The organism is Achromobacter sp. ACM04, from assembly GCF_014851465.1.
Classification (GTDB): domain Bacteria; phylum Pseudomonadota; class Gammaproteobacteria; order Burkholderiales; family Burkholderiaceae_B; genus Achromobacter; species Achromobacter aegrifaciens.
On sequence record NZ_JACUZS010000001.1, the window covers coordinates 1,635,475 to 1,657,295 of the forward strand.

Here is a 21,821-nt window from a genome sequence, read left to right on the forward strand (position 1 = left end):
TTGGGCTTTTGCAAGTACCCCACGACACCGCCGAATCCGTGGGAGGATGCCGATGAATTCGTGGGGAAACCTTAGAGCCTGACACCTTTTTCTCTAAGAGAGGCGTCGAGCTTGATTTCGAACCCGATTAACACAGGCCACTATCCTGCTATGGTCAATGCCGACACTGTTGGCCGGGGCGGCCTATATGAATGAATCCGGGATTCTGTCGGTAAATAGCACATCAGCCTCGGGCGCGAGTGGGATCTCTTCGGTTATGCATAGTCGTGCGGTCGGATCGAAGTCACCCAAGAACCTCATTTCCTTAATTGCAATGGGACCAAAGGGAGCAATGATGCCTGCGACGCGAAGCGCCTTGTTCCACTCGAGAAACCAAAACCATTGCATGGACGCGCACCTTCTCATCTCGGCGCGAACGTAGCCATCGGCAGTATTAATATTGGCGTGCAAGGGCCACCCCCTGGTTTTCGCCGTCCATGCCTGAAGCTGCGCCGATCCCCAGTTGTTGGGGCCATACCAACTCCAAACGTGGACAAATGCAGCGGGCAAGAAGCGTTGCTGGCCAGCTTCAGCATAGGCATCTGGCGGTGTTGTAACAAGGGTGAAAAGCCCTTGTACATGCCGAATGGCTAGCCCTCTGATAGCACGATCGGGGGCCGTTGCGGGCGCGACGAACCCAATGCGACAGCTGACCCCGGCGCTGGGGCCAAACGAGATTTCGCACTTTTCCAGTGCGTCGCGCATCAAGACCTTTTTTCCCGTTGCTGGTTCTCGCTGAACTGAGTGATAGTCATTGCTCCCCTTCCTGTGGGCATCGCTCAATGCACGTTCGTCGGTTTGCAGCGCCGGCGACATAAGTAAGGTAGATGTTGCGACCTGACGCTCGAATACGGCCTTTTCGGAATTGCAGTCCATGCAGGCCCGGAACAAGAAGTTAAAAGAGCCGGCGGTCCATGCCTCAGCAGGAGGGAAGTTACGTGCAAAAAGGTGTTCTCTGTTCGACAAAATCGGCGAATTCTGTCCGACACCTCGGCCGCAGTATGGGCAAAGCTGGTTTGAATGTGTCGGATTCGTCCGATACCAGCTAATGAGTTTCCCCTGAGGATTCTGTTTTAGCCTCTGGATGGTGTGCGGCCGATTTTTCATGAGCGTATGTCACTTGAAACGAATGGCGAAACCATTTTACGCCACGGCATTCTGGATTTCGTTTTCCTCGCGCACGAGGAAAGGGGGGCAGACTACAATTTTTCCAATTTCGCAGCTTTTAGGAAGCGAAATTGTGTCTGACACCTTTTTTCAAGGCCGGCCTATGAATCCAACAATCGCAAAGACCGGCCGACCATCTCGTTGCTTACGCTAGGTGCCATGATCTATACCAAGAGGGCCCTGGCTTTGACTCAAACGTCAATGCCTGGGCTTTTGCAAGCACCTCTCGACACCGCCGAATCCATGGGATGGGAGGATGCCGATGAATTCGTGAAAAAAAACTCAGAGTCCGACACCTTTACTTGGTCTTGTCACTAGAAACAAGGCCGAGGGCCGCTACGCGTGCAAGCTCTGGCCCAGGTAATCCCGGACCTGGAACAGATTCAGCGAGAATTTCGACGCGTCCTCGGGGCGCACAACGATGATGAGCTTGTTCGAGAACGCCCGCTCGCTCGCAGCATCTGCGAAGGACTGAGCAATGCGTTCGATCATCTTCTTTCGAGGGTAGGACACCCGACCGCGACCCGTACCCATCAACGGCATCACAATGTCGCCCACCTCGGCCTTGGCTGCCAAGCTCACCCACAGCTTCTCTAGCGCCTCGTCGATCATCTTCAAACTTGACTGAGCGTTCTTGTCTTCTTCCATGTGCGACATGGCAACAAGGTAGAAGTTCTTGCTGTGCGCACTCACCCGAGCGACTGTGCCAATTGGATACTCCTTCTTCTTGCCTGGCCGCTTCTCGTTGATATTGAATTGCTCTCTTGCGAGTGACCCTTCGATTTGGCGATCAATCTCCTTGGTCTGGCCGTTGAAGTATTGTGTCGCCAACTGACCTTGCAAACTCGATGAGGCGATCAGCCCCGACGACATGTCCGTGTCGAATGTCGAACTAGTGCTGATGATTACCTCACCAGGAATTTTGAAGAGGTCGCCGATCAAAACTTCGACTGCGAAATCCTTGTGCGGGATCTTGTAGCTGACGCGCGAGAGCGGCCGTCGCGTCGACAGCACGTACAGGAGCGCAAGCACGACCAAGATGATCAGTCCATAGTAGCTGTACTGGTCTTTCTTGTAGATGTTGAAGGCGTCTGCCAAATCAATGCACAGGTATAGGATACCCATGACCGCAAAGAACTTGCCAATGGCCTCCCCCGAGAAAAGCGCGTAGCGCCAGTAGGTCCGCGTGCTAATCGACTCGAAGAAGTACTTCACAGGCCGAGCCTCTTGTACACATCATCGTTGTAGTAACGACTCCCGCTGGCACCAACGCTGCGCAGCGAATAAAACTGGGCGGGCCAGTGATCCATCGCGTGTTCGATGATGTTGTGATTGAACGAAGTGTAGACCACGAGTTGATCCCGGATCGTGGGCGGACAACGGTCGTCCTTCTGTCGGCGTCCGTTCAAGTTCACGCCTATGATGGGCAGCCCAAGGCGCAAAGCCACCTCCATCTCCCACTTGACAAACTTCGTCAGGTACTTGGTGTTGGTCCCGATGAGCACCACGAGCAGCTTGGAATTAGCGAAGCGGTCGCGGAGCTGGCGCTTGATGCTCTCTTCCATGCTGGAATCCCGCGCCGTGTTCAGATCGTGGGCGTTGTTAAAGTTGAGCGAAAACCCATCGTTTGCCTTCCATGCCGTCATCAAACGATACCAGTGCATATCGTTGTCACCGTCGAACGCGATATAGGTCTTGTTGCGATACGCCATTAGTTCTCCTTACCTCCTGCTATCAAATTGCAGAGCAGCGCGACCAGCGAGCCGGGATTTTCTACTTCAGAGTCATACTGAATCGCGTAGAAATAGTCAGTACGGCTTTTGCCCAAGGCCACCACAAGAAAGGTGTCAGGCTACTATTCCGCTTCCAAAATTTTAGTCTGACAATTTTATTCAGGCACAACGCTGTAGCCGAGTCGTTCTTCGGTAGCCTGAAGAAGGAGCACATCAAGAAGCATACTTGCACGGACCGCGATGCTGCTACTTTAAGCTTGGCCGAGTACATTGATGATTTCTACAATTCAGTGCGACGAGACAGCTATCTCGGCGGTGTTAGTTCGAATGAGTTTGAAGCTGTTCATAGCAAGCGGAAATTAGGTGCCCACTGAACCCTGGCAACTCCAGTCTGACACCTTATCTCGATTTTGAACTCTCGGCTGTGATGCTAACGCTTGGCTTCAATCGGCTTACCTTCGGGTTTGGATTTATCCATGAGACACATCCTTAAAGTGTTATCTACTTCGTCAGGTGTCCGGGAAGCTCGGGCTAGCTCAGGCTACAATTTCGCCGTACACGGCAAAATTTAGCCTGATATTTTTCTTCTCTTTAAACTGCCATTAACAGCCTAAAAATCCATTTTAAATTAACATCACCTATTGAATCTCATTAGGGAGATCCATAATTACGCGATCCATATTACTCGTAATATTTCTTCCTTCAACAAGCTTTCGCGCATCAAGGTACCAATCATTCGCGACGACATAACCAGGCTCAGAGCCTGCTCGACTCAACTCAAGATTTAGAACACCTTGTGAAGTAAGAAACCTCAAGTATGCATCAAGGGAATGTCTTCCAACCACAGTAGCTTTCTTATAAACATCTTTACTTTTTCGTGAAAAACGATTTGCGCGAAATCCAATTTTTAGAATTTTATATAAATTATCTACAATCACCTCGTAGCTGTTCTCGTCCGAAAGAGTTTTTGCGTGAAAAGATGCCACAAGGTTCTGACTGAACGAGCAATCATCGGAGAACAGCGTTCGGTCTATCTTATCGGGCAAAAATCTATCATCAAAGCTGATGTGCGATTTATGGAAAACAACTTCTCCGGCGGATGTCTCGCAATTCGGAAGAGATACATAGTCTTCCAACAAGCCATCATGAATCTGTAGGGCACGCAAATCGAGTGGAAAAAACCTATCGTATATCGACAATCCATGGAGATCCCTCCCCCCAAAATACCGCTCCAAGTATTTCGATCGCTCAAACTTGTCAGTCGTGCTTCCGAGCGCCCAGTAGAGAAAGGCGCTTATCGCTTTCCTCCAAGGCAAGCGCGCAGCGTTATCCTGCTTTCGAAACTCCACAAGCCCCTTAAACCAAATTAAAGTCTCTTCTCTCAAATCAAATTTTTCAGAAGGAAATATTGATTTGAACTCATCAAACAACGGCCCTTCACCACGATAAAACTCAGACAAGAACTCTATTGCCGGTAACGGTGAAAACACGCCTTCTTTGATTTTTTTAGCCAGAAATCGAGATTTAAAAAAGTACGTTAATGAATCATACTTAAATGAAATCTCATCGCGATTCCAACGCAAAAATGGATTTCGTAAGAAATTTACTGGATTAACATTTTCTGAACAACCATCACAAGCACTCACCAACTCAAGTAGCGCAGATTTTTTCATCGTATGCTGCGGCGCTCTAATTACCTCGATAAGAATATCGAAAAATTCATCTGGGTTTATTTTTCCAAGGGACTGTTTCGTAATTTCTAGATCAACTATCTTCCGCACCAAGGAATCTAGAGGCTTTCCGCTCGAAAAAAAATTGGCGCTCCCCAACGTACTAGGACTATGGCGTTTTCCTGCATCTTGTTCAACCAGGTAATCGCATATGAGGGACGCATACAGAGGAATTGTCGTAGCCCGTTTAGTCTCACCAGGATTGTCAAATGCGCCGAGAAGATCTTTCGCCTCCGCAATCCTTCTTGCGGGAAGCCGCCCAGCCAAATAGCGATCGGTGTCGGCCTCGGTGAACCCCTGGAGACGGCAAATTGATGTGTTTCCGAAGTTCTTAAATCGATCAACGTCATAATCACGTACCGTTAATATAACAAGAACCTTCCGGAAGCACTCTTCAATATCTGCCAGAGAACGCATAAAGTTCTCAAAATGCAATGCCGCCCCCAAATGAGATTCAATCTCATCAAAACCATCAATAATCAGAACAAAATTGCCACAAGCGAGATTAATTTCAAAATTATGACTTTCTATGCGACTATCGTCTTCGAGCAGGCCATTCTCCACAGCCAGCCTATATAAATCCCCAACCGAATCTATAGAAAAATCAACTGAAATCTCTCGAAAATCAGTCGCCGAAAACAAAACAACTCTCTTTCTATCTTGATCATTAATAACAGCAGAAATATCGTCGGCAAAAGTAGTTTTGCCCATGCCTGCCGGTCCAATTATTATATTTACAGGATGATATTCATGTGAGTTGCTTAGAATTTTTTTGACATGCTGTGAGGAACTCGATTTTTGGCCAAAAGGCGATCCAGTATCATCAATCGGCTGAAGCGTCTGTTCTATGAAATTCTCGGCCTTTTTTATCGGTGGCCGGCGCGACGTAACCTCCGAAGGAAGACAATAGTTCCACACAAAGTCATCGAAGTAGATGACGGTCAATCTTCGAAATTTTGAATCGAAGCCAATATCCTTAATTATTTCAGAGATGGATTTTTTACGATCAACCTCTTTTCCATCATGACGTTGAACACGAGGCGTAATTATCTCCAAAGCATCCGGAACATTACGGTCAATTCTCGTCTTAAAATCTGCTAGGCTATTTTTTATAGCTGTCCTCGTGCGAAGGAAAAGGAACCCCTTTTTTAGCCCCCCAAGATCCGCGACGACATAGTCATAAACCATACGATTTGCGTGGTCCGAACAACTAGCCAACGTTTCAATTTTTTGTTTCGGATGACATAGGCGAATCACCTCTTCTGCGCGAGGGTTCTCGAATTTAGTACGTCCTCGCGCCCTCGCTGGAATACGTTCCTCTATCGATTTCGGCAATATGGGGGCATCTAAGTCCCCTTCGCCAAAGAAGGCAATACGAATTGCTTTTACTAACGAGTCAAATGCTGAAATTTGCGATTCATTTTGCGAAATAATTCCATCCGCATTATCATGCGAATAGGTATTCCCTATTGTCTGGAGATACCTTATTTCAGCTTTAAATATACCAGCGTCGCGACTAGTTTCATCCTGCTCGACAAATCTTACCGAGTCGGCTATTAATTTTTCAAGCGCCCCCTCTGCGCTCACCCCGTGACCAACGATGATTGCCTTGCAAATTGCTTCAGTTGCTTGGCGGTATGCGTTTGCCGACTTGGACAATGGGATTTTTATATTCTCGTCAATTTCAGCGAGGCAACTTGAAAGTCGGGCGATGATCCCTTGAAAATTTTCCAACGTGCATTCCTTGAAGAACTAAGTCATCAGACTGCAATTTCACAGGAAACCTATGGCCTAAGGTCATTATTTTTGTATGCTTTCAAAGCGTCGATTTTTGCGCACATTTTTTCTCGGCCAAAGGGATATTTTTCAATAAAGGTATCAGACTACAATTTGGCCGGATAAGTTGTAGTCTGAGTGCCTATTTTTCATGGCAGAATCGACAGCCATACTAAGCTGTCAAATCCGTTTCATAGAACCCCACTGTTTTCCTAAGCGCATCAGAGAAAGTGTAAATTTCATCAACTGATGAGATAGGATGCCGAGTTTCGCTCTTACTCTCGTCAAATATCCCCACGTACTTCTGCGCACGATTAAAGTGAAGACGACAAATTGGCTTCCTATTGTTGTCATCCAGAAGTATGCCCATATAGCTTTGCGTATCTCGTTGAACGACCCGTTTCACATTGACCACAGCTCGGACAATTGCTTTGACCACGTGGTAGCCTTCGATTTCCTCCAGCGTCGTGGTAATCAAGTCGTCTGACTTATCCCCGATATCTTCAGCTTCAGGCGTATCAGCCACCACCGATGCGACCGCATCACTATTCATGGCGGATTTAAGTCGTTCGTTGATCTGGTCATTCAAGAATTGACCTAGAGCACGTTTCGTCAACGAAGAGAATTGGTCCCGAACTCGTTGTGTGACAACTCCCTCATAGACTCGCGAAGCGAACAGCTTGACGAAATCTTCTTCAGGTGCGACGAATTGATTGGCGACAATCCTCTTGATCTGACTCAGATACTTAAGCTCGCCGGCGGCACTGATGACCGATTCCAGGTCAAATGCGCCTTTCGTCAGCTTCTTCAGTTCGGGGACGATATAGTCATCGATATCGAGTAGATCAAGCTCCAGAAATGGCTTCTGGTCCATCTTGTTGGGCGCATCGAGATCAGTGTAGAACTGATAAACCTGCCCATTGGTCAGAATGGAGACTCTTGCGGTCGTAACGTGAAAGTAGCGGAACAGCTGAGAGGCGCGATTTATGTTCAGCGGATCACCGAACTTCTTGCACTCGATCAAGATCTGGATTTGCGAATTCTGAAGGATCGCGTAGTCGACCTTCTCACCCTTCTTGGTGCCAACGTCAGCAATGAACTCGGGCGTCACCTCGTTGGGATCGAAGACGTCGTATCCCAATATGTTGTGAATGAACGGCATCACAAACGCATTCTTCGTCGCCTCTTCGGTCTTGATGCCGGGGCCTTGTTGACGAATTTTTTCGGAAAGGCCTCTGAGTTTTTCCATCAACTCCATGCTCTGCTCCAATTTGCGTACGAGCTATCGCGAGCGTTGGTTCACAATCTCGAGAAAGTATCTAAGCGCCTAGGTAAAAGTGATCGCGAACAAACCAGTTCGTGACAAATATCTACAGATATTACCCGAACTTTACTTTTTGGGCAGAGCGAGGAAAGGGCGCTGGAGCAACGAAAAAAATAGGTCAACCAGAACAAGCGGCGTCTTGTGCCACCAACACCGCTCAAGCTGTAGTGCGGCTAGTAAGTCTCCGAGGCCTAAGAATCCGTCACCAGGTGAGAGATCATGCTCGGGCTGGTGCCTAAAGGCCCATCCCATGCTTTACCATTTTCCGTATATTGGTATTGCAGGCAGCCCCGAATCTCATCCACGTTAAGGAGACGATCCATGCCAAAGTTTGTGACGATCGGATATGGCGACCAAGAGGGTTACGATCGCACCCCACAGGCCATCCGAAACGCAGCGCATGCGCACGACGCAAAATTGCAGAAAGACGGCGTATTGATGGGCATTGCAGGCAAGCCAGTGCAAGTGCGCAACCACGAGGCCGCTCGGGTCGAAACAACAAACGGCCCATTCATGAAGTCGCCCTTGCCAGTGGCCGGCTTTGCCATCATCGAAGCCGCCGACATGGCCGAGGCTATAGCAATGGTGTCGCAAACGCCCTGCGCCGTCGCGCACGGGGTCGTCGAGATATGGCCGCTAGAACAGCCGTAGCGACACATCTCATCCGCACCGCAGGTTTATGTCTCGCAAGAACCAGGGAATAACAGCCCAGCGCCTATCCCCTACCCCGCATTCACAAATGCCGATGGCTGCAAACCATAACCTGCCCGGTCAGCCCCTCGATCAGCCTGGCCAGCCCCCCAGCACTACCCTCATCCAGCCATTCCGTCCGAACCATCCGAAACCCCATCGCCAAGCTGTACTGCCAATCCAGCTCCAGTATCCGGTAATCGCGCCCATTCTCCGCGCAATGCCACTGCGCAGCAGGATCCTCGTAAGCCGCTCCAATGAAATCAACATGCGAGTCAAACGGCGGCAAAGATTCCAGCAATTCATCTGACCCCGGCAAGCTAGGCTCGGAGAGATTCTCCCCCACCGCCACATGCGGCTCAGGCCCGTCGTAGGCCAGGAGCATCAACGGAAAATTCTTGGGATCTGCATCATAGGAAGCCCGCGTGTCGTCAGTCAGATAGGCACGAGCCGCCGGCCCCAGGCAGTATTGCGGGCTGTTCCAGTCGCTGCTCTCGTTATCCGCATACCGGTCCCCCGGCGTAATACCGTGCTCAGCGAGCAACGCCATGGCCTCTTCCATCGTGTCGTTATGGCGTATCGGTATATCCACCGGCAGATACCCCGCCCCCACGTACATGGCGATCACGTCTCCCGTGGTGCGCAGGCCTTCTTGATATTGGTACGACCCTTCGTGCAGGCTGGCCAGATCGAAGCTCAGATTCAACAGCGCGCGATACGGAACACCGTCGCCGCGCGGTTCCATCACGTATCCACCTTCCAGCAGTTTGGTTTCCAGCGCCCGCCAATCAGGCGGCGGCAAATGCATGTCGCGGGGGCACAGAAACTGGTGGTGTTCAGACATGGGCGGGACTCACTCTGCTGAGGTGGTTGGGGCCGGCGAATTGTAAGCTGGCGCCCCGCGCATTTCCCCAAGACAGAGGAATCAGGCAACGCAAACACTTAATCCACTTTCGCCCCCGACCGCTGCACCAGCGGCACCCATTTAGCGATATCGGCCTGGATAAATGCCGCCAAACCGCTGGGTGGCCCGTCGTGGAAGATCTCATACCCCAAGCCCTGCAGCCGCTGGCGCTGTTCGGCGCTGTCCATGACTTTGCGCGCCGCAGCGTTGAGTTTTGCCACGACGTCCGGCGGCGTGCCGGCGGGGGCCATCAGGCCTAGGTCGACGGTAATCACGTAGCCCGGCACGCCCGCTTCCATCATGGTCGGCACGTCTGGCAGCAAGGGGGATCGGGCCTCGCCCGTGACCGCCAGGGCGCGCAGCTTGCCTTCCTTGACCAGGCCGGACACGCTGGGCGTGTTGTAGAAGGCGAAGGCGACCTCATGCGCCATGACGGCGGCCACACCTTGCGGGGCGCCACGGTAGGGAATGTGCGCGGCCTGGGTGCCGGTGATCGACAGCAGCAGTTCGGCCGAGAGGTGGTGCGTGGTGCCGTTGCCGCCGGACGAGTACATCAGTTTGCCGGGTTGGGCTTTCAAGGCCGAGACCAGTTCGGGCACGGAGCGGTACGGGCTGTCGGACGGCACGATCAGTACATTGGAGCTGCCCGCCAGATAGGCGACCGGCACGAAGTCCTTGGTCGGATCGTAGGACAGCCTCGAGAACAGTCCCAGGTTGATGGCCCAGGTATTGTTGGAGCCCAGCACCAGCGTATAGCCATCGGGCGAGGCCTTGGCCACGTAGCTCATGGCGATCTGGCCGCCGCCGCCGGGCTTGTTCTCGACGACGACCGTTTGTCCCAGTTGCTGGCTCAGGCCGGGCTGGATCGAGCGCGCCAGGATATCGGCCGTGCTGCCCGCCGCCAGCGGCACGACCAGCGTGATGGGACGATCCGGAAACGGCGCCGCCTCGGCTGGCGTCGCGACCAGCGACGCACAGGCCAGTACAGCCCCCAGTAGAACCCCTTGTAGTGTTTTCATGATGCCTCCGCGCTGGCGCGAGCTATGGAAACCATGCGGGCTTGCATGATGCCAAGCAGCGTATCGGAGCAGGCAACCCCGAAAAATAGGCGGGGTGCTATAGCGTCATGCCATCACGGCATGGCGGCGTCGCGGCGCAGGCGTTGGGAGACCGAACGGACCACGGCGACGAAGGCCTGGGCTGCCGGAGACAAGGGGTAGTTGGCCAGGCGCGCGATGGAGATCGGCCACTCCAGCGCCGGATTGCGCAAGGCGATGCCCTTGATGCCGGCGGGCATCTGCCCGCGCGCGATCTGCGGCAGCATGGCTACGCCCATGCCGGCCTGTATCAGGCCAATGGCCGTGGACAGGAGGACGACGCGCTGTTCGACGCGCGGATAGATGTTCGCGGCGATCAAGCGGCGGCTGATGTTGAGCCAGGCGGGCGCTTCGGGGTTCAGCTGGATGCAGGGCAATTCGGCCAGCACCTTGGCATCGACCTGGTCCAGCCTGGCCAGGGGATGATCCATGCGCGCGAAGAGCGCGACGCCGCTGTCCGAAAGCTGTTCCACCATGATGCGGGAGTCGTCGTCCTGCATGACCGCGCCCAGGCCGACATCGGCCTCGTGCGAGAGCAGGCGCGTGCGGATCTGCTGCACCATGCAGTCGACCACGATCAGGTCCAGTTGGGGGTGGCGCTGGCGGAACTCCATCAGGATGTGCGGCAACAAGGTGGCCGCGCTCACGTGGCCCACGGCGACCATGACTTTGCCGCGCTTCAGGTCGGAGTGTTCGCGGCATTCCTGGATGGAACTGTCGATGGCCAGGATGGCGCGCCGCGCGGCGTCGACCATGGCCTGGCCGTCGCGGGTCAAGGAGACCTCGCGGCCGCGCACCACCAGCGGCTGACCGACTTCGGTCTCCAGTCGGCGGATCAAGTGGCTGACGGAAGGTTGCGACAGGCCCAGGCGTTCGCCGGCGGCCGTGAAGCTGGCCGTTTCACCGATAGCGACCAGCGCGCGCAGCTGGCGCAGGGAGACGGATTCGATCGGCTCGGTCATGTAGCGACGTCATGATGGAATAGTTTGCATACTATAGCCATATGGATGTGCGGTCCCTAAGATGGGATTTCCCTAACCCGCCAGGAACCGCAATGCCCCACTCTTCCTACGCCGCCGACCGCATGGGATCGGCCATCGTCGAACCTACCGGCCGCTTCGAAGCGGGCAGCTTCGCGTCGTTCACGCTGACGTACACCGCGGGCTATTTCGGCATCGACGACACCGGATCGATCAAGATCGTGCACCGCTTCGCCAGCGACATGGGCAAGCCGCAGTTCGATCAGCCGGACGGCTGGAACTACACCACGGTCGAGGCTTCCAACGGCGCGGTATTGCAGATCGAGTACGACGGCAAGCGCAACATCCGGCCCTGGGACAAGACGCTATTCATCCGGGTGGTGCGCGGCTACCTGGAGGAAGGCGATCGCATCGTGGTGCGCTTCGGCGATACGCGGCAGGGCTCGCCCGGCATGCGGGTGCAGACGTTCAGCGAGCCTACGTTCGAATTCAAGGTGCTGGTGGACGCCTTCGCCACCTACAACTACACCGAACTCCAGCACTCGCCCACCATCGCCGTGGTGGCCGGGCCGCCGGTGGCCTACAAGGCCATCCTGCCCAGCCAGGCGGTGGCGGGCGAGCCCTTCAGCCTGGGTTTCAAGGGTGAAGACAAATGGGGCAACCCCAGCGACCAGGTAGCAGGCGAGTTCACCCTGCGCAGCAGCCTGCCGCTGCGCGGCCTGCCCGCCACGTTCACTATGCGCGAGGGCGAGTTTGCGGCGCGGCTTGAGGGATTGGTGGCCGAAGCGTCTGGCGAGCTGCGCATCGAGGTGCTGCGCGACGGCCTGCCCGTGGCGCAAAGCACGCCCTGCCGCATCGTCGCGGCCGGCGGCGGCACACGCGGGCACTACTGGGCCGACCTGCACGGGCAGTCCGAGGAAACCATAGGCACCAATTCCGCCGAGGACCTGATCCTGTTCGCGCGCGACCGCGCCTTTCTGGACGTCATGAGCCACCAGGGCAATGACTTCCAGATCACCACGCCGTTCTGGGAACAGCTGAACCAGCTGACCGCGCAATACAACCAGGATGGATCGTTCATCATCTTTCCCGGCTATGAATGGTCGGGCAACACCGGCCTGGGCGGCGACCGCAACGTGCTGTACCTGAAGGAAGGCCGCCCCATCCATCGTTCCTCGCACGCGCTGATCGACGACCTGTCGGACCTGGCGCTGGACGCCAACGATGCCGATGCGCTGTTCGACGCGCTGAAGGACGAGGACGTGGTGGTGTTCGCGCACATCGGCGGACGCTACGCCGACATTACGCGGTCGCATGACGCGCGGCTGGAGCGCTCCATCGAGATCCACTCCGACTGGGGCACTTTCGAATGGCTGCTGGAGGATGCGTTCCGGCTGGGCTACCGCGTGGGCATCCTGGCCAATAGCGACGGGCACAAGGGCCGGCATGGGGCCAGCCATCCTGGCGCATCGTTGTTTGGCGCGTATGGCGGCCTGAGCTGTCTGATTGCCGACCAGTTGACCCGCCAGTCGATCGCCGAATGCCTGCGCCAGCGCCGCCATTACGCCACCACCGGATGCCGCGCCTACCTGGACGTGCAGGCGCATTTCGATAGTCCGGCGCAGCGCTATTCCGATGATCCCAAGTTGGGCGCGCCGGTCACGCGCGAGTCCGTCACGCAGGCCGATATGGGCGCCATCCTGTCGTACGACGGCGACTCGCTGGAGCTGTCCTTCGAGGTCCTGACCCATGGCGCCATTGAGCGCGTGGAAGTCCGCAACCGCATGGACGTGGTGCAGACGCTGTACCCCTACGACGAGGCCGCGCTGGGCAGCCGGATCCGCATCGTCTGGGAAGGATCCGAGTACCGCGGCCGCGGCCGCCAGACGGTCTGGGACGGTAGCGCGACCCTGGAAGGCAATACCTTCGTCGATCCGCTGCCTATCAATTTCTGGAACCTGGACAAGACCCTGGCGCAACCCCGCCCCGACATGCTGAGCTGGCGTTCGCTGACCACCGGCGGCTACAGCGGCATCGACGTGCGGCTAAGCGATCCGCGCGCCGGCGTGCTGAAAATCGACACGCCGGTGGTGCGCACCGAGATCCCCGTCGACCAGATCGGACTGGAGCCGGTCGTCGTGGAAAACGGCGGCATTCGGCGCCGGCTTCAGGTCTATCGCCTGCCAGACGAGAACCCGGTGCAACGGATGCAGGCGCGGGTGCGCGTGCCGCTGCACACTGACTCCGACAATGCGGTGTACCTGCGCATCACGACCGAGGACGGCTTCTTCATCTACTCCAGCCCGATCTATGTGGAACGGACCGGGTCCGGGCCGAAATAAGATGGCCGTCCTCTAGGCGCCGGCGGCATCGATCAATTCCGCCGAGGACTCCCGCAAGCACTCGGCGAACAGCTCCGTGGTGGATGTCGTGGTGTCTTCGCGCCAGTATAGGATGGCCTCGCCCAAAGGGCCCAGCGGCGGCAGCGGCAGCATCCGCATCGTTCCGCGCTGCACGTAGCGGCGCGCGAGCGACAGCGGCAGGATCGAAACGTATCCCCCGTCGCGCAGCAAGGACAGGTTCAGCGCCAATGAACTGGACTCGATGGTCGGACGCAACAGGGTCACACCATGTTCGGCCAGGATCTCGACCATGGTCGCAAAGGCGGGCGAACCTTGCATGGGCGTGATCCAGCGCACATCCTGCAGGTCGGCCCAGGTCACGGGGGTGTCGGGGCCACCCAATGGGTGGCGCGTGCCCACCACGAACACGAACGGCTCGTGATGCAAGGACTCGTGGCGCATCACCGGCAGATACCCGGTCACGCGGTTGCGGCCCAGGGCCAGGTCGAGGTTGCCTTCGTCCATCATCTTGAGCAGGCGGTCGAGCGTGGCTTCCACGAACGAGAACGAGGCATTCGGCGCGCGCCGCGTGAACAGCTCGACGGCATGCGCGATCAGGGGTTGGGGAATCGTCACCACGGCGCCGAATCTGACGTGGCCCGCCGTGCCAGAGGCCAGCGCCTTGACGTCGCGCCGCGCCAGTTCGATCTGGCGCAGGATCTCGCGCCCGCGTTCGACCAGCACACGCCCTATGCGCGTCAATTCGATGGCGTTGCCCACGCGGCGCACGACCGGCGTGGCCAGCGCCTCCTCGATCTCCGCAATCTGCTTGGAGATGGCGGGCTGCGTGACGTGGAAGGCCGCGGCCACCCGCGTCACCTGACGCAGCTCGCCCAGCGCCACCAGGATGCGCAGATGCCCAAGCTTCAGGCCGCTGCGGAAGAAGCGTTCTATCGAATTGTCGGACGGCGTGCTGGCGGACATGTCGTGAATGGAAAGACGGGGATATCGATCGCCATCGGGTAATGGCGCAAGCCGCCAATCATAACCAAACGGTAATGCCAAATGCGCAAAGTGTGATTTGCCGCCGAATGCGAGCAGCCCGTACCCTTCGAACGGACAGCACTGTAGCGCAGGCCTTTCGTGAAGCATCGACGATCAACCGGGAACAAAGATTGATCCCACGCCGATGCCGCATCGCATAACCGAACTCGCAGGCTGCCGAATAACTCGATGTGCCCCATGGCACACACCCACGGAGACAACACTCATGAGCTCGTCCCTTTCCGGCGGCGCGCCGGCCTATGCCGGCGCGCAGGCCGCGCAGAATCCTGCGCAGCTAGACGCGCTGTACCGCAAGCTGGCCTGGCGCATCATGCCGTTCCTGTTCCTGTCGTTCATCGTCGCCTACATCGACCGTGTGAATGTGAGCTTCGCCAAGCTGCAAATGCTGGCCGACCTGTCGATGTCGGAAACGGTCTACGGCTTGGGGGCCGGCATTTTCTTTCTGGGCTACTTCATCTTCGAGGTGCCCAGCAATCTGATCCTGCATCGCGTGGGCGCGCGCATCTGGATCGCGCGCATCATGGTCACGTGGTCCATCATTTCCTGTCTGACGATGTACGCGCAGGGACCGCTGTCGTTCTATCTGCTGCGTTTCCTGCTGGGGGTGGCGGAAGCCGGCTTCTTCCCGGGCATCGTGCTTTATCTGTCGACCTGGTTCCCGTCGAGCCGCCGCTCGCAGATCATCGCGCTGTTCATGGTGGCCATTCCGGTGTCGGGCGCCATCGGCGGTCCGCTGTCCGGCTGGATCATGGAGCGGTTTGGCGGCATGCATGGCCTGGCCGGCTGGCAGTGGCTGTTCCTGGTCGAAGGCCTGGGGTCGCTGCTGGTCGGGATTGCCGCCTTCTTCATGCTGCAGGACCGGATCGAGACGGTGAAGTGGCTGAACGCGGACGAGAAGCGCCTGCTGGCGCAGGATCTGGCGGCCGACGACAGCACCCGCGCCCGCCATAGCGTGCGGCAGGTGTTCGGCGACCGTAAAGTGTGGCTGCTCGGCCTGCTCTATTTCTGCATCGCCATGGGCAACTACGGCCTGGTGTTCTGGCTACCGACGATGATACGGGCCGCGGGCGTGGCCAATCTGGGCAATATCGGCCTGCTGTCGGCGGTGCCGTCGCTGGTCAGCGCGGTGGCGATGATACTCATCGCGCGCCATGCGGACCGCACGAACGAACGCCGCATCCACGTTGCCGTGTGCTGTGTGCTGGGCGCCGTCGGCATGCTGGTATCGGTGCTGCTTGCCGAGCACCTGTGGTGGTCGATGGCCGCCCTCATCGTCGCCGCCATCGGCATCAATTCGATCGCGCCGGTCTTCTGGGGCATCCCCACGGCGATGATGAGCGGCGCGGGCGCTGCAGCGGCCATCGCGCTGATCAATTCGGTGGGCAACCTGGCCGGCTTCGTCAGCCCCTATGTCATCGGCTTTCTCAAGGACACCACGGGGCAGCTGCTGCCCGGCATGATCCTGCTGGCCTGCGCGCTGGTCGGCGGGGCGTTCATCGCGCTGTCGCTGCGTACGAAGCGGGAGCAGGCATGAGCGCGCCCGTCTGTCTGGTGACCGGCGCGGCCAGCGGCATCGGGGCCGCCACGGCGCTGCGCTTTGCGCGTGAAGGCTGGGCGGTGGCCATCAACAATTTCGACGACGGCACCCGGGCGGCGGCCGAGGCGGTGGCCGCGCAGTGCAGCGAGGCCGGCGCCCAGGCCATCGTCGTGGATGCCGACGTGGGCGACGACGCTGCCTGCCGCGGCATGGTCGATGCCGTCGCGGCGCGGTGGGGACGGCTGGACGCGGTCGTGAACAGCGCGGGCACGACCCGCGTGATTCCACATGGCGACCTCGACGCGATCGACGCCAGCGAATTCGAACGCGTCTATCGCGTGAACCTCATCGGCATGTTCCAGATGACGCGCGCCGCGGCTCCCCTGTTGCGCGAGCGTCCGGCAGGCGCGGCGTCGGGCTGCGTCATCAATATTTCTTCGCTGGCGTCCCTGAACGGCACGGGATCGTCCATCGCCTATGCGGCCTCGAAGGGCGCGGTCAATTCGCTGACGCTGTCGCTTGCGCGCAGCCTCGCCCCGCATCTCCGCGTGAATGCCATCGCCCCGGGCATGGTCGACGACGGCCTGCTGCGGCGCGTGCTCGGCGACGAGGCCTACGCGCGAGTGGTCAACGGCATGCGCGAGAACGCGCCGCTCAAGCGGGTGTCGCAGCCGTCGGAAGTCGCGGACCTGGCTTGGTTCATCGCCGCCCGCGCGCCGGCGATGACCGGCCAGGTGCTGGCTCTGGAAAACGGCTTGATGCTCAACACCTGAGCCTCCTCCGATACTGATACTAGGAACACCATCCATGAAAGATCTGCACAAACACCGCTCCCGCACGGTCACCGAGGGCGTGACGCGCGCCCCGCACCGCGCCTTCCTGCGAGCCACGGGCCTGGACGACGAGGCCATCGACAAGCCGTTCGTCGCCATCGTCGACACGTACGGTGAGAACACACCCTGTTCCATGTCGCTGAACCAGATTTCGGACAACGTGCGTCTCGGCATCGCGGCCGGCGGCGGCGTGCCGATACGTGGCTCGGCGATCTCGGTCTCCGACGGCACGTCGATGAATCACTCGGGCATGCGGTTCTCGCTGGTGTCGCGCGAAACCATCGCCGACAGCGTCGAGCTGTTCGTGCGCGCCCATTGCTACGACGCGCTGGTCGGCGTGGCCGGCTGCGACAAGACCTTGCCCGGCATCCTGATGGGCATGGTGCGCGTGAACGTCCCCGGCGTGTTCCTGTTTGGCGGGGCGATGTTGCCGGGCGTGGCCCCGGACGGCTCGCAGGCCACGATCCTGACGGCCATCGAGGCCGTGGGCGCGGCGCAACGCGGCGACATGTCGCCCGAAACGCTGCGCGGCATAGAAAAGCGTTGCACGCCGACCGCCGGCTCCTGCCCGGGGCAATTCACGGCCAACACCATGGCGATGGTCGCTGAAGTGCTGGGGCTGGCTCCGCTAGGCTCGGCGATGGTGCCAGCCGTCTACAGCGAACGCATCGCGATTGCCCGCCGCGCCGGCGAAAACGTCATGCGCGCGCTGCGCAACGGCGGGCCGCTGCCGCGCGACCTGGTGACGCGCAAGAGCCTGGAGAACGCCTGCGCGGCCGTCGCCGCCACCGGCGGGTCGACCAATGCCATGCTGCACATCCCGGCCATCGCCCACGAGGCAGGCATCACATTCACGCTCGATGACGTGTCGGAAGTCCTGGCGCGCACGCCGCTCATCGGCGACATGCAGCCGGGCGGACGCTATCTTGCGGTGGACCTGCATCATGTCGGCGGCGTGCCGGCGGTGCTCAACGCCCTGCTCGCGGGCGGACATATACACGGCGACACGCTCACGCAAAGCGGCGAAACGCTGGAAACGGCGCTGCGCGCCTTTCCCGGCCCCGACGGCCGCGTGGTCAAGCCGCATGACGAACCGCTCTCGCCCAACGCGGGGCTGGTGGTCCTGCGCGGCAATCTGGCCCCGGACGGCGCCGCGCTGAAGACCGCCGGCCTCAAGCAGCTGGTGTTCTCGGGCACGGCGCGGGTCTTCGAGACGGAAGAGGACTGCATGGCCGTGGTTGCCGCCGGTACCTATCGGGAAGGCGACGTCCTCGTAATACGCAACGAAGGCCCCAAGGGCGGCCCGGGCATGCGTGAAATGCTGAGCGTCACTGCCGCGATCTATGGGCAAGGCATGGGAGAAAAGGTCGCGCTGCTGACCGATGGCCGCTTCTCGGGCGCCACACGCGGCATGTGCATCGGCTATGTGGGCCCCGAAGCGGCCGCGGGCGGTCCGATACGCCTGCTGCGCGACGGCGACCGCATACACATCGATGCAATCAAGGGGAGCCTGGACGTCGAACTCTCCGACGATGAACTAGCGGAGCGGGCAAAGGCCAGCCAGCCGTTCGTGCGCGGCAGGCTGGGCGGCGTGCTTGAAAAGTATGAAGCGCTGGTGCGTCCGGCCAAGCTGGGCGCCGTGACCCATTCCGGAGCCGTGAACTGGCCTTACGAAGCGTCGCTCGGGGAAGCTCCTGCCCAGGGAGGCCAGGAATGACGAAGACGCCGCGCATTGGCTTTTGCGGCATCGGCCGCATGGGTGAACCCATGACCCGGCGGCTGTTGGCCGCTGGTCACGAGGTCGCCGTCTGGAACCGCTCCAGCGCGAAGCTCGACTCGCTTGCCGCTGCCGGGGCCGTGGCAAAGGCCACGCCGCAGGCGCTGGGCGAGAACGTGGACATCGCCCTGCTTTGCCTGGGCGACGGCAAAGCCGTGGAGGACGTGGTGTTCGGCGCGCACGGGCTGGCGCAAGCCGCCACGCCGCCCGCTTGTCTCATCGACCATTCGACCTTGTCGCCCGCGCTCACGCGTGCCTTGGCCCAGCGCTGGACGGCGGCGACTGGCGGCGTGTGGATCGATGCGCCGGTCTCGGGCGGCACGGACGGCGCGGAGAACGGCAAGCTGGCCATCATGGCGGGCGGACCGGCCGACACGATCGAAGCCGTGACGCCCGTGATGCGCGCCTACGCCGCGCGCGTCACGCGCATGGGCGAGGTCGGCGCGGGCCAGACCACCAAGCTCGCCAATCAGGCCATCGTCGCGACCACCCTCGCCGGCCTGGCCGAAGCCTTTGTGCTGGCCAAGCGCAGCGGCATCGATACCGCAGCCCTGCCGTCGGCCCTGCAAGGCGGTTGGGCCGACTCCGTGCTGCTGCAAACCTTGTGGCCGCGCATGGTGACCCCGCCCGAGCAAGCCACCGGCACGGTGCGCGTACTGCTCAAGGATCTGGACGCGATTGCCGAACTGGCCGAAGCGAGCGCCACGGTCCAACGCGTGCTGCCGGAAGTGCGGCGCCTGCTGCAGGATGCCGCGCAGCGCGGCATGGGAGATTGGGATCTATCTCAAGTTTTCCGGATCGGTGAAGCGGAGAGCCAGGCCGGCGCGTAACGGACTGCACGATGGGGAGCGCCTGGCGCCCCCCCTCCTCCGTCAACCCAACGGCAACTCCAGCACCTGCTTCGTCGTCATGATGTCGCCGAAGGTGTCATCGATGCTCGCCAGCGCGGCGCGATGCAGCATCGCATGCGGCAAGGCCGACTGTTCCCCCGCGCCCGTATCCAGGTCGCGCGTGGCGCAGGCATCGGCCGCCACGATCACCTGATAACCCAGCGGCACCGCGTCGCGGGCCGCGCCTGCCACGCAGGCGTGCGTCATCAGGCCGGTGATCAGCAGCGTGCGTACGCCAGCCGCCTTCAGGCGCTGGTCGATGTCGGTGCTGGGAAACACGCTGACCGTGGACTTGCGCAGCACCGTATGGCCCGGCGCGGGGCTCAGGTCGGGGTGGAATTCGATGCCCGTGCTGCCGTCGGCGAAGACCGGGCTGCCGGCGGGCGTGGCGTGCTGGATGTGGAAGACCGGGATGCCATGCTGATCGGCGTGGGCAACGAGCTGCGCGGCGTTGCGCAGGGCCGCGGGGCCTTCAGGGATGGGCAGCCTGCCGCTGAAGTATTCATTCTGGAAGTCGATCACCAGCAAGGCGGTGCTGGCCGGGTCGATGGACTGCGGGGCGGTGGCGCCGGCGATGGCGCGAATGGTCGGGTGGTTCATCGTAGGTCCTTGATCTGTAGGCGTTTAGTGTGCCGTTCACGCACGAGGGCGAACGGCATCAAGGATGCGCCATCGGGCATTAACTCGAAAGTGGCCCGAATACCAATTAGTGATAGGATCGGGCCAAATCCGCATTCCTGCCTCTTGTGCCATGCATACCATCGCCGTCGTCGCCTTCGCGGGCATCAGTTCCTTCCACCTGTCCGTGCCCTGCATGGTGTTCGGCGACGATCTGGCCCGGCTGGGCGTGCCGCGCTATCGCCTGCTGGTTTGCGGCGAAGCGGTCGGACCCGTCGCGACCATGTCGGGTTTCGATATCCATGTGCCGCACGACTATTCGGCCCTGGCCGAGGCCGACACGGTGATCGTGCCCGCCTGGCGCGATCCGGACGAGCGCCCGCCGGAAACCATGCTGCAGGCGCTGCGCGAAGCGCATGCGCGCGGCGCGCGGGTCATCGGCTTATGCCTGGGCGCCTTTGTGCTGGCGGAGGCCGGCCTGCTCGACGGCCGCCCGGCTTCGACGCACTGGGTCTGGAGCGACGACTTCGCCCGCAAGTACCCGCAAATCCGGCTCGACCGCAAGTCCCTGTACGTGGACGACGGCGACATCCTGACATCGGCCGGCACGGCGGCCGCCATCGATTGCTGCCTGCACCTGCTGCGCTGCGACCATGGCGCGGAGCTGGCGAACCGGGTCGCGCGCCGCATGGTGATGGCGCCGCACCGCGATGGCGGGCAGGCGCAGTACATCGAACGGCCGCTGACGCGGGAGGACGGCGGCGACCCGATAAGCGTCGCGATGGAATGGGCCATCGAGCATTTGCAGGAGCCGCTGGGGCTGGACCGCCTGGCCGACCACGCCGGACTGAGCCGCCGCAATTTCACCCGGCGCTTCAAGCTGAAGACGGGCACGACGGTGACGCAATGGGTGCTGAACCACAGGCTGGCTGCGGCGCAGCGCCTGCTGGAGACGGGCGGGCTGTCGGTGGACCGGGTGGCCGAGGCTACGGGGTTCGGGTCGACGGTGTCGCTGCGGCAGCATTTCACGGCGGCGTTTTCGGTGTCGCCTGCCGCTTATCGGAAGCAGTTCCGGCAGCGGTGATGGAGTTTTGTATCGACGAACCAAGGCTCGGATGCTGGCCAGGTTTGATCGATGCGCGCGGGGCAACAAATAATTCAAACAGAGTTCGTCTTTTCAAGCTGGCGCTCGCCAACTAAGCATAGTCAAAAACAAGATTTAGCCTCCCTTCTCCCCACGCTATATTTTTTTCATCAGCCGCGCCTCGCACAGAGAGCCGGATCAAACCGCCCATGGCCATCAATCGTCGCGGCGCTTA

Annotated in this window: 18 protein-coding genes; 8 read left to right on the forward strand and 10 right to left on the reverse strand. The window is 59.3% G+C overall.

Going from position 1 to position 21,821, the window contains the following annotated elements; all coding sequences use genetic code 11:
* Nucleotides 1-183: 183 nt before the first annotated feature.
* The 3 genes from IB259_RS07630 to IB259_RS07640 form a co-directional block, all read right to left on the reverse strand.
* Complete coding sequence (locus tag IB259_RS07630) at nt 184-915, reverse strand: hypothetical protein (protein ID WP_192328346.1); 732 nt, start codon at nt 913-915, stop codon at nt 184-186.
* 627 nt (nt 916-1,542) lie between these two features.
* The gene (locus IB259_RS07635; protein WP_192328348.1) at nt 1,543-2,421 is read right to left on the reverse strand and encodes a macro domain-containing protein; all 879 of its coding nucleotides are present in this window, start codon (nt 2,419-2,421) and stop codon (nt 1,543-1,545) included.
* Nucleotides 2,418-2,918: a TIR domain-containing protein gene (locus IB259_RS07640; RefSeq protein WP_192328351.1), complete on the reverse strand. Its 501-nt coding sequence runs from the start codon at nt 2,916-2,918 to the stop codon at nt 2,418-2,420. Before IB259_RS07640 ends, IB259_RS07635 begins: the two co-directional genes overlap by 4 nt.
* Between IB259_RS07640 and IB259_RS31210 the strand changes: the two genes are divergently transcribed.
* A complete protein-coding gene (locus IB259_RS31210) occupies nt 2,843-3,313 on the forward strand; it encodes an IS3 family transposase (protein ID WP_192328354.1) in 471 nt (156 codons plus the stop codon). The genes IB259_RS07640 and IB259_RS31210 overlap by 76 nt on opposite strands.
* Nucleotides 3,314-3,577: 264 nt before the next feature.
* Here the strand turns inward: IB259_RS31210 and IB259_RS07650 are convergent, their stop codons facing one another.
* Both IB259_RS07650 and IB259_RS07655 read right to left on the reverse strand, forming a co-directional pair.
* Nucleotides 3,578-6,403 carry an NACHT domain-containing NTPase gene (locus IB259_RS07650; protein ID WP_192328356.1) on the reverse strand — a complete coding sequence of 942 codons (2,826 nt, stop codon included), beginning with the start codon at nt 6,401-6,403 and terminating at the stop codon, nt 3,578-3,580.
* 214 nt (nt 6,404-6,617) lie between these two features.
* Nucleotides 6,618-7,703, reverse strand: a complete 1,086-nt coding sequence (locus IB259_RS07655) for a type I restriction endonuclease (protein ID WP_192328359.1) — start codon at nt 7,701-7,703, stop codon at nt 6,618-6,620.
* Nucleotides 7,704-8,090: 387 nt separating this feature from the next.
* On the opposite strand from IB259_RS07655, the gene IB259_RS07660 reads away from it, so the two are divergent.
* On the forward strand, nt 8,091-8,420 hold the full coding sequence (locus tag IB259_RS07660) for a YciI family protein (RefSeq protein ID WP_192328362.1): 330 nt from the start codon (nt 8,091-8,093) through the stop codon (nt 8,418-8,420).
* 82 nt (nt 8,421-8,502) lie between these two features.
* On the opposite strand, the gene IB259_RS07665 is transcribed toward IB259_RS07660, so the two are convergent.
* The 3 genes from IB259_RS07665 to IB259_RS07675 form a co-directional block, all read right to left on the reverse strand.
* Nucleotides 8,503-9,303, reverse strand: a complete 801-nt coding sequence (locus tag IB259_RS07665) for a hypothetical protein (RefSeq protein ID WP_192328365.1) — start codon at nt 9,301-9,303, stop codon at nt 8,503-8,505.
* Between the two features lie 98 nt (nt 9,304-9,401).
* A complete protein-coding gene (locus IB259_RS07670; protein WP_192328367.1) occupies nt 9,402-10,382 on the reverse strand; it encodes a tripartite tricarboxylate transporter substrate binding protein in 981 nt (326 codons plus the stop codon).
* 113 nt (nt 10,383-10,495) lie between these two features.
* The gene (locus IB259_RS07675) at nt 10,496-11,422 is read right to left on the reverse strand and encodes a LysR family transcriptional regulator (RefSeq protein ID WP_192328370.1); all 927 of its coding nucleotides are present in this window, start codon (nt 11,420-11,422) and stop codon (nt 10,496-10,498) included.
* A 92-nt stretch (nt 11,423-11,514) separates the two neighbouring features.
* Here IB259_RS07675 and IB259_RS07680 point away from each other — a divergent pair, with 92 nt between their 5' ends.
* Nucleotides 11,515-13,782 (forward strand): DUF3604 domain-containing protein, encoded by a 2,268-nt coding sequence (locus IB259_RS07680; RefSeq protein WP_192328373.1) that lies wholly within the window; start codon nt 11,515-11,517, stop codon nt 13,780-13,782.
* A gap of 12 nt (nt 13,783-13,794) precedes the next feature.
* Here the strand turns inward: IB259_RS07680 and IB259_RS07685 are convergent, their stop codons facing one another.
* Nucleotides 13,795-14,766 (reverse strand): LysR family transcriptional regulator, encoded by a 972-nt coding sequence (locus IB259_RS07685; RefSeq protein ID WP_192328376.1) that lies wholly within the window; start codon nt 14,764-14,766, stop codon nt 13,795-13,797.
* Nucleotides 14,767-15,052: 286 nt separating this feature from the next.
* On the opposite strand from IB259_RS07685, the gene IB259_RS07690 reads away from it, so the two are divergent.
* Genes IB259_RS07690 through IB259_RS07705 form a run of 4 tightly spaced genes read left to right on the forward strand, consistent with a single transcriptional unit; the run spans nt 15,053 to nt 19,824 of the window.
* Entirely contained in the window at nt 15,053-16,381 is a 1,329-nt protein-coding gene (locus IB259_RS07690; RefSeq protein WP_192328379.1) for an MFS transporter, read from the forward strand.
* Nucleotides 16,378-17,157: an SDR family NAD(P)-dependent oxidoreductase gene (locus tag IB259_RS07695; RefSeq protein WP_192328384.1), complete on the forward strand. Its 780-nt coding sequence runs from the start codon at nt 16,378-16,380 to the stop codon at nt 17,155-17,157. The genes IB259_RS07690 and IB259_RS07695 overlap by 4 nt, the downstream gene beginning before the upstream one ends.
* 34 nt (nt 17,158-17,191) lie before the next feature.
* Nucleotides 17,192-18,934 carry a dihydroxy-acid dehydratase gene (gene ilvD, locus IB259_RS07700; RefSeq protein ID WP_192328387.1) on the forward strand — a complete coding sequence of 581 codons (1,743 nt, stop codon included), beginning with the start codon at nt 17,192-17,194 and terminating at the stop codon, nt 18,932-18,934.
* Nucleotides 18,931-19,824 carry an NAD(P)-dependent oxidoreductase gene (locus IB259_RS07705; RefSeq protein ID WP_192328390.1) on the forward strand — a complete coding sequence of 298 codons (894 nt, stop codon included), beginning with the start codon at nt 18,931-18,933 and terminating at the stop codon, nt 19,822-19,824. Before ilvD ends, IB259_RS07705 begins: the two co-directional genes overlap by 4 nt.
* A 42-nt stretch (nt 19,825-19,866) precedes the next feature.
* Here IB259_RS07705 and IB259_RS07710 read toward each other — a convergent pair whose 3' ends face one another.
* Nucleotides 19,867-20,484, reverse strand: a complete 618-nt coding sequence (locus tag IB259_RS07710; protein ID WP_054456292.1) for a cysteine hydrolase family protein — start codon at nt 20,482-20,484, stop codon at nt 19,867-19,869.
* 151 nt (nt 20,485-20,635) lie between these two features.
* On the opposite strand from IB259_RS07710, the gene IB259_RS07715 reads away from it, so the two are divergent.
* Nucleotides 20,636-21,586 (forward strand): GlxA family transcriptional regulator, encoded by a 951-nt coding sequence (locus IB259_RS07715; protein ID WP_192328392.1) that lies wholly within the window; start codon nt 20,636-20,638, stop codon nt 21,584-21,586.
* The last annotated feature ends 235 nt before the right edge of the window (nt 21,587-21,821 follow it).